General features: G+C 69.2%; 10 protein-coding genes, 1 tRNA gene and 3 pseudogenes. 8 read left to right on the top strand and 6 right to left on the bottom strand.

What is annotated here, in order from left to right; all coding sequences use genetic code 11:
- The first annotated feature begins 30 nt into the window (after positions 1–30).
- The gene (locus tag V8690_RS14760) at positions 31–501 is read left to right on the top strand and encodes a tyrosinase family oxidase copper chaperone (RefSeq protein WP_338779119.1); all 471 of its coding nucleotides are present in this window, start codon (positions 31–33) and stop codon (positions 499–501) included.
- Positions 485–1351: a tyrosinase family protein gene (locus V8690_RS14755; RefSeq protein WP_338779117.1), complete on the top strand. Its 867-nt coding sequence runs from the start codon at positions 485–487 to the stop codon at positions 1349–1351. Before V8690_RS14760 ends, V8690_RS14755 begins: the two co-directional genes overlap by 17 nt.
- 154 nt (positions 1352–1505) lie before the next feature.
- On the opposite strand, the gene V8690_RS14750 is transcribed toward V8690_RS14755, so the two are convergent.
- Both V8690_RS14750 and V8690_RS14745 read right to left on the bottom strand, forming a co-directional pair.
- Positions 1506–2471 carry a D-2-hydroxyacid dehydrogenase family protein gene (locus V8690_RS14750; protein ID WP_338785355.1) on the bottom strand — a complete coding sequence of 322 codons (966 nt, stop codon included), beginning with the start codon at positions 2469–2471 and terminating at the stop codon, positions 1506–1508.
- A gap of 431 nt (positions 2472–2902) precedes the next feature.
- Positions 2903–3629 (bottom strand): annotated as a pseudogene (locus tag V8690_RS14745) (transposase); the annotation flags it as partial.
- A gap of 327 nt (positions 3630–3956) precedes the next feature.
- Here V8690_RS14745 and V8690_RS14740 point away from each other — a divergent pair.
- Positions 3957–4202, top strand: a complete 246-nt coding sequence (locus V8690_RS14740) for a hypothetical protein (RefSeq protein WP_338779115.1) — start codon at positions 3957–3959, stop codon at positions 4200–4202.
- 148 nt (positions 4203–4350) lie between these two features.
- Here the strand turns inward: V8690_RS14740 and V8690_RS14735 are convergent.
- Positions 4351–4488, bottom strand: a pseudogene (locus tag V8690_RS14735) (transposase); the annotation flags it as partial.
- 523 nt (positions 4489–5011) lie between these two features.
- On the opposite strand from V8690_RS14735, the gene V8690_RS14730 reads away from it, so the two are divergent.
- On the top strand, positions 5012–6748 hold the full coding sequence (locus V8690_RS14730; RefSeq protein ID WP_338779114.1) for an Ig-like domain repeat protein: 1737 nt from the start codon (positions 5012–5014) through the stop codon (positions 6746–6748).
- 168 nt (positions 6749–6916) lie between these two features.
- Here V8690_RS14730 and V8690_RS14725 read toward each other — a convergent pair.
- Positions 6917–7367 (bottom strand): annotated as a pseudogene (locus V8690_RS14725) (IS1380 family transposase); the annotation flags it as partial.
- Positions 7368–7647: 280 nt separating this feature from the next.
- On the opposite strand from V8690_RS14725, the gene V8690_RS14720 reads away from it, so the two are divergent.
- From V8690_RS14720 to V8690_RS14710, 3 genes are all read left to right on the top strand, one after another.
- On the top strand, positions 7648–8838 hold the full coding sequence (locus V8690_RS14720) for a serine hydrolase domain-containing protein (RefSeq protein ID WP_338779110.1): 1191 nt from the start codon (positions 7648–7650) through the stop codon (positions 8836–8838).
- Between the two features lie 878 nt (positions 8839–9716).
- Positions 9717–10100 (top strand): hypothetical protein, encoded by a 384-nt coding sequence (locus V8690_RS14715; RefSeq protein ID WP_338779108.1) that lies wholly within the window; start codon positions 9717–9719, stop codon positions 10098–10100.
- A gap of 91 nt (positions 10101–10191) precedes the next feature.
- Positions 10192–10803 carry a hypothetical protein gene (locus V8690_RS14710; protein WP_338779106.1) on the top strand — a complete coding sequence of 204 codons (612 nt, stop codon included), beginning with the start codon at positions 10192–10194 and terminating at the stop codon, positions 10801–10803.
- Between the two features lie 553 nt (positions 10804–11356).
- On the opposite strand, the gene V8690_RS14705 is transcribed toward V8690_RS14710, so the two are convergent.
- Positions 11357–11710 (bottom strand): hypothetical protein, encoded by a 354-nt coding sequence (locus V8690_RS14705; RefSeq protein ID WP_190898909.1) that lies wholly within the window; start codon positions 11708–11710, stop codon positions 11357–11359.
- A gap of 275 nt (positions 11711–11985) precedes the next feature.
- Positions 11986–12058, bottom strand: a tRNA-Arg gene (locus V8690_RS14700).
- Positions 12059–12377: 319 nt separating this feature from the next.
- Here V8690_RS14700 and V8690_RS14695 point away from each other — a divergent pair.
- Positions 12378–13985 carry a dynamin family protein gene (locus V8690_RS14695; protein ID WP_338779101.1) on the top strand — a complete coding sequence of 536 codons (1608 nt, stop codon included), beginning with the start codon at positions 12378–12380 and terminating at the stop codon, positions 13983–13985.
- Positions 13986–13987: the final 2 nt, after the last annotated feature.

Genomic DNA, 13987 nt, shown 5'->3' with positions numbered 1-13987 from the left:
TCGCCCGCCGTTGACCCCGCAAGGGCCACGGTGCGACGTCGGGCGCTGTGGGGGCTGTTCGCATCGGCGTTCACGGTGGCTCTCGCCCCGACCCTGGTGGCGTCGGGGACGACCCCGGGGGCGTCGGGATCGGCGGGGAAGGCGGCGGGACCGGCCGGAGACGAGGAACGGTTCGAAGAGACGTACCGCGGGCACCGCGTCGCAGGTGTCAGGTACGACTCCGGGCGGCCCGGGGAAGACGGCCCGAGCGCGTGGCACGTCACCGTGGACGGGCGGCCGTTGCATCTGATGCGCCGGGCGGACGGCAGCTGGATGAGCATGGTCGACCACTACCAGTCGTACGCGACCCCGCTCGCCGCCGCGCGCGCTGCCGTCGACGAACTCGGCCCCGGCGCACGGCTGGGCCCGCCGGGTGAGCGGGACAGTCGCACGGAGGACCACCGTACGGAGAACGGGACCAAGGGCGCCGAGGGGGAACATCGCCATGGTGTACACGCGTAAGGACGTCAGCACGCTCACCCGGTCGGAACGACGCCGGCTCGTCAACGCGTTTCTGGAGCTCAAACGACGCGGTGAGTACGACGAGTTCGTGCGTACGCACATCGAGTACTACACACCCGACGGTGAGGGCGGCCTGCGCGCCGCCCACATGGCGCCTTCCTTCCTGCCCTGGCACCGCAAGTTCCTGCTGGACCTGGAGAACGCGCTGCGCCGCGTGGACGAGTCGGTGACCGTTCCGTACTGGGACTGGACGCGCAACCGCACGCCGACGGCCGTACCGTGGACCGATGACCTGCTCGGCGGCACCGGGCGGCGTTCCGACCGGCAGGTGATGTCCGGCCCCTTCGCCTACCGTCACGGTAAGTGGGCGATCAAGGTGGGGATCACCGACACCGAGTACCTCACGCGTGAGCTGGGCCGCCCCCGGGATCCGATCGCGCTGCCCAGGGCCGGGGATCTCGAAGGAGCCCTCAAGGATCCCGTCTACGACACGGCACCCTGGAACTCCCTATCGACCAAAGGGTTCCGCAACAAGCTGGAGGGGTGGGGGCCCGGGCGGGGCGCCGCTTCTTGGCGCACCCACAACCGGGTCCACCGTTGGGTCGGCGGCCACATGATGGGCGGCGCATCTGTCAACGATCCCGTCTTCTGGTTCCACCACGCCTTTGTGGACCTTCTCTGGACCCGTTGGCAGCGGCGGCACCCGGGCGCCCGCTACCTCCCCGCGAAGCCGCTCGCCCGGCGGGACGCACAACACGGCCGAGTCGTCGCGCGGCACGAGAGGATGCCGCCGTGGAACGTCACACCGGACCAGTTGGAGGACCACAGTCGGATCTACCGGTACGCGTAGTCCGTACGAGCCGTGTGCGGGGTGCGGCTGCGTACGCGCGGTACGCGAACGGGCACGGCGAGGCCTGTGGGCGTACCGCGGGGGCCTGCCGGTTGCAGCCGCCGTCGGCGCGTGCGCCGTGACCGCCGGGCAGGGCGTCACCAGGCGGCACACCTCAGCGGGGGGCCAGGAGCCGTATGGGCGTCCCGGCCAGAAAAACCCGGATGTTCTCGACCGCCTGGCCGTAGTACGTCGCGTAGTTGGTCCGGGAGACGTAGCCGAGGTGCGGGGTGGCGAGCAGGCGCGGGGCCGTGCGCATCGGGTGGTCGGCGGGCAGGGGCTCGATGTCGAAGACGTCGACGCCGGCGCCGGCGATCCGGCCCTCGTGCAGGGCGGCGAGGAGAGCGTCCTGGTCGACGATGGCCGCACGCGAGGTGTTGACCAGGTACGCGGTCGGCTTCAGGAGGGCGAGTTCGGCGGGGCCGAGCAGGCCGCGGGTGCGGTCGCTCAGAGCGAGGTGGACCGACACGAAGTCGCTGTTCGCGAGCAGGTCTTCCTTGGAGGGTGCGAGTTCCACGCCGACCTCGTCGGCGCGCTCGCGGGTGAGGTTCCGGCTCCAGGCGTGGACCTCCATGCCGAAGGCGAGGCCGACCCGGGCGACGCGGCTGCCGATCTTCCCCAGGCCGAGAAGCCCGAGACGCCGGCCGTGCAGGTCGGCGCCGACCGTGCTCTGCCAGGGGCCGCCGGAGCGCAGGGCGCCACTCTCCTCGACGATGCCGCGGGCGAGGCCGAGCAGCAGCGCCCAGGTCAGTTCGACCGGCGGAGTGGAGGAACTGGCCGTGCCGCACACCGTGACGCCGTGCGACTCGGCGGCCGCGTAGTCGATGACCGAGTTGCGCATGCCGGAGGCGACGAGCAGTTTCAGCCGGGGCAGCCGGGCGATCAGCGACCCGGGGAACGGCACGCGCTCGCGCAGGGTCACCACGATGTCGAAGTCGGCCAGCGCCGCGGCCAGGGCGTCCTCGTCGGCGAGGTGGCTGTCGAAGGACACGACCTCCACGTCGTCCGCGACCACCGACCAGTCGGCGACCTCGGTCGCCACCTTCTGAAAGTCGTCCAGCACAGCACAGCGCAGCGGCACGTCACACCTCTCCACGGCCTGATCCGGTTCCAAGGCCATGATCGGGGATGAGTGGGGCGGCGGGAAGGGCTTCCGGCGGCGTGGAGGGGGGAGGGGGCAGGGGGCGGGGTGGTGCAGGAGGCGGGGTGGTCGGGAGACGGGGGTGGTCAGGAGGGCGGAGACGGCGGCCGGGGAGAATCCGGCATTGCGGGTGAGCAGCGGCGCGATGTAGGTGAAGACGACGGCGACGCCGGAGAAGCCGACCGCGGTGGTGGCGATGGCCAGCAGCACCGGTTTGCGGCTCACCACGCGCAGCTCGTCGTGCAGGCTGGCCGACGACGCCTGCTGCTTGGGCAGCACTAGCCTCCCTGTTTCGCTTCGGGTGGCTGGGCTGGTGGATCTGTGGTGCTCCAGGATTCCTCGGGTCGTGGGCGGGCAGGTTCTGTCGCGGTTCAGGTAGCTGGTCGGGGCAGGGCCGCGAGGCGGGTGAATGCGCTGGTCAGCTCGTGTCGCCAGGGCCGGGTCGCGGCGATCCGCAGGTGGAGGCGGCGGCCTCCACGGGTGATGCGGGCGGCTGCGTGCAGCAGCCGGTAGCGGAGCTTCTTCGGCTCAGAAGTTGCCAACTCATCTTCCAGCAGGAGTATTTGAGTCCAGGCGACAGGTCGACGCCGGTCAGAGCCAGTTCGAGCCAGGCAGCGTTGATCGAGAAGTGGCGGGAGGGGAAGCGACCGAAGCCGGTGGTCTTCCCGCAGCGGATGCGGTCCTCGACGCGGGCGTGGGCGCGGTGACGTACTTCCAGCTGCTGCAGCGAGCCTTCGCCGTCGGGGGTGTCGGTGAGGAAGACCTGGTGGCGCATGCCTTCGTCGAGATCGAACAGGGAGAGCTGGGCGCCGGGACGGGGACGCTCACGCCGCACCAGGATGCGGGTGTTGTCGGGGTAGCCGTCAAGGTCGACCGCGCCGGTCAACTCGGCGACCTCGGACCCCTCGCGCAAGGAGCCGTCCTGCTCCAGCGCTGGATGCCAGAAATAGTCGGGCAGGGCCCGGATTGCCCGGCGAACTGGTTCGGTGACGGAATGTCCGACGGAGAATGAGGCGAGGATGCCCTGGTCACACGCAGGGCACGTATGTGGTGCAGGAATGCCTTCGTGCCCCCGGCGCTGTCGGTGCGGATGAGGATGCCCTGGCTGCGGCAGCCACCATTCGGCGCCTCATCAACGGCCAGGAGCTGACCGCTGAGCAGGAGCTCATCACTTGCAGCAAGTACGGTGCCGCAGAGCGCAACAGCGATCCCCATATCGGCGCAGGAGTGAACCCCTGGCTCGCCAGAAGGCCGACATCAGCCTCACCGACCCTGTGGGCCTGTACTTCGACGACCTGGCTACAGATGGCTGGGAGACCCCGGACGGCTCCGACCCGAAGAGCTTCTGGACCTATTTGAGAGGCGACTCGCAGCACCGTGTCCGCGCCGTCTACGAAGTGCCCCCGGCAAAAGGGTTTTCGCGTCGTGGACATCACCATCGGCGGGAGGCCCATCGAGTTCGGATCCCAGATCGCGGACTTCAGCACCATCAGGCTCACCGGTGTCGCCTGCCGGTTCGACAAATCCACGGCCCAGCCGCAGACCGCCTGTAAGGAGTTCCCCGCGGTTGACATGCGGGCAGAGGGCTTCAGCGCGGCCGCGTTCTCCGCCTCCGGCCGCTTCTTGGATCCCCGTCCCACTCTCTCCCATCGGTCCTCCCGCGTCACCTGACAGGTGACGCGGAGCGCGGCGCGCTTCACAAGGCACGGTATGACGCACGCGGTATCTTGCGGTGCGGCCTGTGGACAACCCTCTGACACGGCGTCGGCGGCTCGGTCGGCGCCTCCGCCCGGCGTCCCCGCGGCCGGCTCGCACCGGCTGCCCGGACCCAGTTGCGCAGGGTCTCGGGATTGATCCCCAGATCGGCAGCGACCTGCCGGATCGTCGCCTCGGGCCGCGACTGGTACAGCGCGACCGCGTCCGCCTTGAACTGCGGCGGATAGTTCTTCATGACCACGAGATGTCCGTTCTCAGATCCCCAGGATCCAGTTCTCGTGTGTCCAGGATCAAGGGGCAAGGCCCATGAATCGCGGGAATCCCCGGGCTCAGGTTGCCTCCCATGCGGGCCGGCACTGCCGCGGCCGCCTATCGAAGCACGCCCCCGCATACATGGTCTGATCACACGGTCGGCTGTTCGATCTCGGCGGGCGCGTGGGATGCGTCGTGTCGGTCAGCTGGGAGGGCTGGCCCGGCTCGGCCGAATGGACGCTGCTTTGGCACCGCCAGGAGTGCCCCGGATGCACGATGATCATCTGTTGGGCAGGCTTGAGTCGCCCAGCCCGTCGATCGGCGACGGCGCCCTGGAGACAGGGCCATGACGGTGGATCAGCGATCGGCCCGCCAGGAGGGCCGCTCTTGCTCGGCCATCCGCTGCCGTACCTGCACACGAAAGGCTCATCGTGTATCTGACGAATCGTCACAGGCCATTTCGCTGGCGCCGTCGGGCCCAGGCTGCCCTGCGGTGTGTCGTCGCCGGGGGGATGGCCGCTGTCGTCCTGGCGGGCGTGCCCGCACCGACGGCAAGCGCCGCGAGCGACACGGTCTTCGCATGGGGAGGCAATTTTGTATCCACCCCGACGCAGGCGAAGCTACCCGCGGGTGTCAGGATCAAGGACATCGACGGCGACCACGGGCTGATGTTGACCGTCGACGGCAGGGTGTTGAGCTGGCCCGGCGGAAACAACCCTACGACCACGTTGCCGACGGAGGTACCGTTTCCCGCCGGTATCACGATCACCGCGATCGCGGCCGGAAACCGTCACAACCTGGCGTTGACCTCAGACGGCAGGGTGCTGGCCTGGGGGGACAACGACCACGGCCAGCTGGGCAACGGCAGCAAACAGCCCAGTGCCACGCCGGTGTGGGTGCAGCTCCCCAGTGGCGCCAAGATCACCGGGATCGATGCCGGATTCCGCCACAGCCTGGCCGTGACGTCCGACGGCAGGGTGCTGGCCTGGGGAGACAACACGTACGGCCAGTTGGGCGACCCCTCGGCCGTGGACCTGAAAGAGAGCACTACGCCCGTTCAGGTGCATTGGGCGGGACTGCTCAACGACTTCATCTCTGTCGCCGCCGGCAATACTCACTCGGTTGCCTTGACCGAGACCGGCTGGGTATACGCCTGGGGCAGAAACGATTGGGGGCAGACGGGCCGCGGTACTGGCGGACCTAATGGCGTCCAGTACCCGCCGGTACACGTGCTGATCCCGCCCCAGACCCGCATCGTGAAGATCGACGCGGGCGCTAACGCCCAGCACACCCTGGCGATCGACGCCGGCGGGCGCCTGTTCGGCTGGGGCTTCAATGTCACGGACCAGGTGGGAGCTGGGCAAGACAGCCCCAACAACTGTGTCAGCAAATGGGAGCACCCCACGTTGCAAATCGACTGTCCGAGGTTGCTGGCGCTGCCCGAAGGGACGCGGGTGAGGGACGTTGCCGCAGGCCAAGGCTACAGTCTGGCCGTGACCACTACCGGGCAGGTGCTGTCCTGGGGAGCGGACATCGACGGCCAGCTCGGCGACCCCACCGTCCCGCAACGCGACAGGCCTGGGCCGGTGCAGATCCCGGGCAACGTCAAGATCGCCAGAGTCACCGGCAATGGATACGCCAGCTATGCTTTGCCGGCGGTTCCGGATCCGACCACGACGGTGCTCGCGGCAGTGCCCGTGCGGGAGCTGTCCGGAAACCCGGTCACCTTCACCGCCACGGTCACCTGCCCCAATGCCACCCCGACGGGGACCGTGACGTTCCTGGAAGGGACGGCCGAGCGTGGCACCCGTGCGCTGAAGGACGCCACTGCCACCACTGCCCGGGCCGAGCTCGTCCTGACCGATCTGGCGCTGGGCGCGCACACGCTCACCGCCCGGTACAACGGTGACCTCGAATGCGAGGTGTCGACGTCCGGCCCGGTCACCGTCACCATCGTCGACTGCGGCTGCGACAACAACGGCGGCGGCGGGGGCGGTCACGGCGGCCACAAGCCCGGAAAGGGCAAGGTCGTCTCCAAGCACATGCTGACGGTCCGCCAGGCACCCAGGATCGACGCCAAGGCCGTCGGCACCCTCCGAGCCGGCCAGACCATCGCCATCCGGTGCAAGGCCACCGGACAACCCGTGGGCGGCAACAACCGCTGGTACAAACTCGCCCGCGACCCACGCGGCTGGGTCACCGCCCGCTACGTAAAGAACCTCAACTCGATCCCGAGGTGCCCTAGCTGACGCCCTGGAGGGACCCGTATTCGCGGGCCCCTCAGGATCAGTGGACTCCCTTCACCAGCTCTGGCCAACTGCCACCGGTGATCAGTGCCGACCTCTCCGTCAGTGCCCGCGCCGACGACGAGCTAGCCGCGGCCGGGAAGGCGGGCGCGCGCCTGGTCACGGTCCTCGACCGAAGTCGCCTTTGTAGGTGGGTGCGGCCTGGCCCTTCTCCAAGTGGCAGGTGAATCAGTGTGGCGTCGATGTCCAGGACCAGGGCGGGCACTTCCCGTCCACCAGCTTTCGCCGCCGTTATGCCGGAGCGGTCTCGCATGCCTGCAGCCAGGCTGTTGTCCGGGCCTGAGCGCGGGCCGACCGCAGACGGTCCAGTACGCGTTCGTCGACGGCGGCCAGCAGCCGCCAGGAAGTCGGTGTCGAGGCGACAGGGCTGAACCACCTCGCCCTGGTCGCGCAGCACGACCAGATCCACGATCGCCTCGCCGCCATCAGCCAGCATCACCGCGAGGTCGGTGGCGATCCGGCCCGAGTCATGACCAGTGCCGCGTGGGCGAAGCAGCCCCAGCGCGGCGGAGTAGGAGCTGGTCAGCCCGGTGGCATCGGCGAGATCCGCCAGCAACCGTGCACGAGGTGGGATCTGCCTCGTGCATCGGTGCCACACGTGGCTGCTGTGTGTCGCCGCCGTCCGGGGTGTTGATGTCAGCATGCGGCAAGGGGACTTCACCGACCCCGAGCGGGCACGCGCACTGAGTGGAGAACCCGGTCGAGCCCCCTCCGCTGCGGAGGGGGCTCACCGCTGCCTCCGAACGAGTGGACTCCGATCCGGGCCGGTCGTGAGGGGGTGCCGGGGGGTGGGGCGGGTGGTGATGATCCTCGTGTCCGCCACCCCGAAAGAGGCGCCTCCCATGCGACGTACTCGACGTACTCCTTCCCGCCGGATGTTCGCCGCGGGGCTGATCGCCCTGGTGGCCACGCCCGCCGCTGCCGGCCACGCCGCGGGTCTCGCCCGGCACGACGCCGACGACTGTCCGCCGCACGGCCTCGGGCGTGAGCTCACCGCCCTGCTGGACGGGACCGTCGAGGACACCCGGGGGCAGGCGGGCATCCCCGGTGCCGTCGTCGGGCTGTGGATGCCGGGCCGGGGCAGCTACGTCCGTTCGTTCGGGGTGGCCGACACCGGGACGGGTGAGCCCATGGCGGTGGACTCGTACGTCCGGATCGGCAGCGAGACCAAGACCTTCACCGTCACCGCGCTGCTCATGCTCGTTGACGACGGCCGGATCGGGCTGGACGACCCGATCTCCCGGTACGTCAAGGGCGTGCCCAATGGGCACCGGATCACGCTGCGGCACCTAGCCGGGATGCGTAGCGGGCTGTTCCCGTACACCGCCGACCCCGACTTCATCCACGAGCTGCTGAGCCACCCGCAGCGCTCCTTCACCCCGCGCCAGGTCCTCGCGTACGGCTTCCGGCACGCGAACACCTTCGCGCCGGGGCAGGAGTTCCAGTACTCCAACACCAACCTCGTCCTGCTGGGGCTGGTGATCGAGAAGGTCAGCGGACGGCGGCTCGCCGACTTCCTCCACGAGCGCGTGCTCCGCCCGGCCGGACTGCACCACACCCTGTTCCCGAAGGGCGGCGAGTTTCCCGAGCCGCATCCGCGCGGCTACACCGACCAGACGCTGAGCGGCGAGGTCGAGGACGTCACCGACTGGAACCCCAGCTGGGCGTGGGCGGCCGGGGCGATGATCTCCAACCTGCACGACCTGCGCCGCTGGGCCCCGATCCTCGCCACGGGCCTGCTGCTCAGCCCCGAGACCCAGGCGCAGCGGCTCAGGACGCTGCCGACGGGCTACCCCGGTACGACGTACGGACTCGGCATCTTCGAGACCAACGGGTGGATCGGGCACAACGGCTCGATCCCGGGCTACGAGACCGTGACGGTGTATCTGCCACCGCGGCGGGCCACCCTGGTCATCATGATCAACACGGATGTCGTGGCCGAGGGGCAGGAGCCGTCCACGCTGCTCGCGCGGGCGGTCACGTCCGTCGCCACCCCGGACCACGTGTACGACGGTTCGGTGATCAACCGCTAACGGCCTCGGGGGCAGGGCCGGGGGGGTTGAGACACCGCGGTCCTGGGGGACCCGCTCAAGAGGCGGAGTCGGTGACGCTCCCCTGGGGATCGGCCCCGCCAGGCTCCTCATTTCTCGCGGCGTAAGCATCGAGTGTCCAACATCACGGGGAAACTTCATCCCACGGGGCATCTCCACCCGTGGACAGCACGGCCCAAGGAACCGCGACGGCGAAGAACGCCGCCGCCGAGGCCACTACCGCCACCACCCACTGCAGCGCCGCCATGCGCCCCCATCCACATCGCGCAACACGCCTGGAAATCAGCATGATTGCACGCATCGGTCCCCAGAACACGGCCATGAGGAATCTGACCTCGCTACTGCCGGATCGGCATACCCACACGATCGGCGGAGCTTTCAGCGGCCCGGCCAAGCCACAGGGTGAGGGCTGTCCTCATCCTTATCAGGTCGATCACGGTGAGCTGACGACACCAGCTAACGAGCTCTCGGCCTCGGATGCGCTTCCGCTGGGAGCCGCGTCTGACCGCCCTCGTCCGCGTCTGTTGGTGTCAGCCGCTGGTTGTCAGGTGCCAGGGCTCCCCTTGACAGCTGTGCAGAGGAACTACCAAGGGAACCCGTGAACGGTGATGCAAACGGATCTTGCCCCAGAGCAGGAATGACGCGAGCGTGCCGCCGCCGCGTAGGAGGTGGCGGTCTTCTCATATCGGGTCGGGATGCCGCGAGGGTGTCGTACGTCGCCAAGGGGCTGCTCTCAAAGGTCCGCTCACGTGGTACTGCTCCGCTATCCCGATCCCCCTCCTCGCTCGCTTCGCCCGCCGGGACGCTGTCCGACCCAGACCGTACCCTGGCCGCGTTCACACGACTCAGGAGGTATACCCGTGGATCCCACGACCGCCCGCTTCGTCTCGTCCGCCACGGCCCTACCGGCTGCCGCACTCGCGGCGCTGTACGAGGCTTTCATGGAGCGGTGGCCCCGGGGCGGCCGCGAGGGCAGCCGGGTGGCGCGAGTGTCCGCCTCGGAGCACTCCTGGATCGACCACGCCGTCAGATCGGCGTTGCTCCCCCGTGCCGTCGAGCTGGAGCAAATCCGCGCAAGCCTTCACTCGGACAGCAAGTCTGCTTGCGTCATTGCCGCACGGGCGGTGCACAAGCGCATGAAACTGACCGAAGCTCAGTACCGCGCTCTCCTCGACCCCTTCACTTTGGCCGGTGTCCCCGTGCCCGACCGGGACAGCCTCCAGGGCCATGGCGGCACCTCGTGATGACCCAGAAGGGTTCCGCGACGGCGTACTGCAAGGACGATCTGATGATGCTCGCATGCCTCGAGCAGGTCAGCGGAGCGGAGGGCGGGCCGTGAGCGGCGCGTCCGAGGTAACGCGCAGCTACCGGCTGCTGCGGGGCGGGCGGGTGGCGCTGGAGATTCGCGGTGAGCCGGGGCTCCTGGTCAGCACCTCCGTTCCGCCGCTCCCTGCGGGAAACTCCCCGGTGACGCATTCGTTCGCGACCGCCAGCTTCCAGCTGGCTGAAACCGAGGGGGAGCTCGGTGCGCTTTTGCGCGAGTCATCCGACCTCGATGCTTTCCTTGAGGCGGCCGCCCGTGCGGGCTACCTGATCGAATTGACCGAGCCGGCAAGTGCCGAGGTGCCCCGGCCCTTGTCGGCTGCGGCCGCCGACGGCGCGGCCGCAGTCACCGGCGGTACCGATCGGCTCGTCGCGGTGGGGCTCAGCCTGCTCGCGGAGTTCACGACCGATCCGGTCGTGAACATCGTGGAATTGCCGGACGGACTGGGTATCTGCCTCGTCCACGCCGTGCGCGGCGGCGGCAAAATCTACGTGGCACCCGACGAGTCGACGTTGTTCGTCGGCTCAGCGGTCGACTTCGATGCCGGGCTCGGCGCGTTCCGCGACGGCGTGCGTAACCCCATCAGGGAGGTTGACTGCCCGGGTGGGGGTGCGGGCGAGTGATTCGGCGGCACATTGCGACCGACTCTGCCCGGCCATGGTCGCCTTGAAGACGGGCCCTAGTTACCCCTAGATGGTTCTAGATGCCGTTGGCGGCTTCGTCGCGGTGCACCGCGCTACCCGCTTCAGCAACCCACCACTCTCCCCAGCTCCCATCCCGTACGCCATGGGCCGCGTCTGCTCGGCTCTGCCTGGGTCGATGGCGTACGGGATGGGAGCCTCCCGCGCACGCCACAACGGACTCGCAGTCGGCGACGGCGCCCCCTCCATCCCGGTGCCGGCCGATCCCCCGCCGGAGGCATCGTCTTTGACCGCACGCCGTTCTATGCAGTGATCCACTCATGGCTTCCGGCCCTATCCATTAGGTCGGCCGAGTTCGAACCCCGGTGACAGCCGGACAGCCCCGGAGTCCGCCCTTGATTATCGAGAGGGGCTCCGGGGCTGAAGTGTGCTTCTGGGGTCGTTGCCGGTCGGTGGGACGGCCGGAGGGGATGTCGGTGTGCGCCACCGTCCGGGCTCGCTACCGTCAGCCGACGGGCAGAGGCGGTCTATCTTCCTAAAGATCCGACCAGGTATGCGGCTCCATGTAGGCGTGCCACCCTCGGAAGAACCAGTCCGCCAGATCCGTAAGCCGTTCGATGCATGCGGTGTAGTAGTCCGCCGGTTCCGGGCGAGGAAAGTTGGGGTGCGCCGTCCATGAGGGAACGTCCGTGGCCACGTGGTAGTAGCCCTCAGCCAGCCATCGGGGAAGCTCCTCGGCTTCCTGCCAGCGTTCACAGACAGTGCGCATGGCTTTCTCCAACCGGGAGAAGGCGTCTCGATCCCAGACCAAGTCGCCTCGCAGTCCCAGCAGGAAGCTTCCGGGCTCGGAACGGAACTCGTGCTCCAAGGTCTTCAAAGCTTGGTCCATGGCGCAGATGTTGCCAGCCCACCGTCCACCCCATACAGGAGGGTGGATGGTCTCTGACCGGGCAAGTGACGGCCTGGAGGTGTCCGGCGCCGGCTGATCCGTTGGCCGAGAACTTCGACACGTATTCGACACGGCCACCCGCAAAAACCCGGTGACAGCCGGACAGCCCCGGAGCCCGCCCTTGATCACTGAGAGGGCCTCCGGGGCTTCGTCGTGTCGGCTGGCATCCGCCCTGACCAGCAAAAAGCCCTCCCAAACGGGAGGGCGGAGACTTGCGCCCCCGGCAGGACTCGAACCTGCGGCCAAGCGCTTAGAAGGCGCCTGCTCTATCCACTGAGCTACGGGGGCCGGTGTGGTGGCCTCTGTCGTGGTGCCCTGGTGTGGGCCGATCGTGACGTTGCCGGGGACAAGGATAGGGCTCCCGCGTCCTTGTCCCTGTTGCTTCGCCTCCGTGCCTCGATGTGGAGGTTCGGTGAAGCGGTCCTGATAATCGCAGGCAGGTACGAATCGTGCACCGCTTTTGGCGTCAGAGGCACCGGGTGTTGTGCACTCGTTATGCCTGGAGTTTGCCCGTGTCCCAGTAGTCCCTTCCGTCCCTTGTGTTCTGTCGGCGCGCAGACATGCTCATATGCTTCAGAATTCCCCTAAAATTGGGCATTCTTCGCATGTGGTGACCTTGGACGTACGGCCTCAGCTGCTCAACGCACTCTCCGCCCTGCGCGACCGTGTCGCCGCCGCACGCTTCCCGCTGCCCCTGGCGGGGGCCCCACGCGCGCGTGCCAGTCGCGACGAACTGCTCGCCCAGCTCGACGACTACTTGGTGCCCCGGTTGAGAGACCCCGAAGCGCCACTTCTGGCCGTCGTGGGGGGTTCCACCGGAGCCGGGAAGTCCACGCTGGTGAACTCCCTCGTGGGACGGCGGGTCAGCGAGGCCGGGGTGCTGCGGCCGACGACACGGACTCCCGTGCTGGTCTGCCATCCGGAGGACCATCACTGGTTCAGCGGAATGCGGGTGCTGCCCGATCTCACCCGTGTGTGGGTGCCCCAGCAGGACCCCACGGACGATCTGCTGCTCCCGGGCGAGAACCCCGCGCGCGTGCTGCGCGTCGAGACCACCGAGACGCTGCCGCCCGGCCTCGCCCTCCTCGACGCCCCCGACATCGACTCGCTGGTCTCCGACAACCGCGTCCTGGCCGCCGAGCTCATCTGCGCGGCCGACATCTGGATCATGGTCACCACGGCCGCCCGCTACGCCGACGCCGTGCCCTGGCACATGCTGCGCACCGCCAAGGAGTACGACGTCACCCTCGTCACCGTCCTGGACCGGGTGCCCCACCAGGTGGTCGCCGAGGTGTCGCGGCAGTACGGGGCCCTGCTCACCAAGGCCGGACTCGGCGAGGTGCCGAGGTTCACCGTGCCCGAACTGCCCGAGTCGGCCTGGGGCGGCGGGCTCCTGCCGGCCAGTGCCGTGGCCCAGCTGCGCACCTGGCTGGTCCACCAGGTCCAGAATCCGGCGGCCCGGCAGCAGGTCATGGCGCGCACCGCGCACGGCGTCCTCGACTCCCTCAAGTCGCGGATGCCCGAGCTGGCCGGTGCCGCCGCCGCACAGTACGCCGCCGCACTGCGGCTCACCGCCGCGGTCGACGGGGCGTACGACAGCGAGCACGCGCGCGTGCGGGGCCGTTTGCAGGCCGGGGCGGTGCTCGCCGGGGACGCCCTCAAGCGGTGGCGCGCCTTCCCCCTGGACTGCACCGCCGGCGAACTCCTCGACGCGCTCGTGGAGAGCCTGAGCACGCTGCTGCTGTGCGCCGTCACCGCCGCCGACGAGCGCATCGACGACGCCTGGCGGCGCGAACCCGCGGCGGCCGCACCCGGGCTCGCCGACCGCGAACCCGCCGCGGAGAGCGCCGAGCACCGGATCGGTCTCGCCCTACGGCGGTGGCGGCGGGAGCTCGAGGAGTACGCCGAGGACGAGGTGCGCGAGCTAGACCGGAACCTCGCGCCCGACCCCGAGCTGGTCGCCGCCCTGGTCGCCGCCTCCCTGCTGGGCGGCCGCCGGGGACGGATGGCCGGGGAAGGGCTCGCCGAGCGGATCGGCGCCCACGGCGCGCTGCGGCTGCGCGACCGGGCCGGACGGCTGCTCACCGAGCACGTCCACCGAATCCTGCACACCGAACGCGAGCGCCGGCTCGCCCCGCTCGACGCCCTCGACGTCCACCCGGAGCCCCAGGCCGAACTCATCGCCGCCCTGTCCGTACTTCAGAAGGAGAGGTGACC

Origin of the sequence: Streptomyces sp. DG1A-41 (genome assembly GCF_037055355.1) — a bacterium.
Taxonomy (GTDB): Bacteria; Actinomycetota; Actinomycetes; order Streptomycetales; family Streptomycetaceae; genus Streptomyces.
The sequence above is the reverse complement of the archived record's forward strand: the minus strand, read 5'-3'. Positions and strand labels throughout refer to the sequence as shown.

What these genes read in the sequence shown, in the direction of transcription:
- V8690_RS14730 (WP_338779114.1), top strand. Translation starts at nt 5,012, where the DNA reads ATGGCCGCTGTCGTCCTGGCGGGCGTGCCCGCACCGACGGCAAGCGCC.
- V8690_RS14720 (WP_338779110.1), top strand. Translation starts at nt 7,648, where the DNA reads ATGCGACGTACTCGACGTACTCCTTCCCGCCGGATGTTCGCCGCGGGG.
- V8690_RS14705 (WP_190898909.1), bottom strand. Translation starts at nt 11,710, where the DNA reads ATGGACCAAGCTTTGAAGACCTTGGAGCACGAGTTCCGTTCCGAGCCC.
- V8690_RS14755 (WP_338779117.1), top strand. Translation starts at nt 485, where the DNA reads ATGGTGTACACGCGTAAGGACGTCAGCACGCTCACCCGGTCGGAACGA.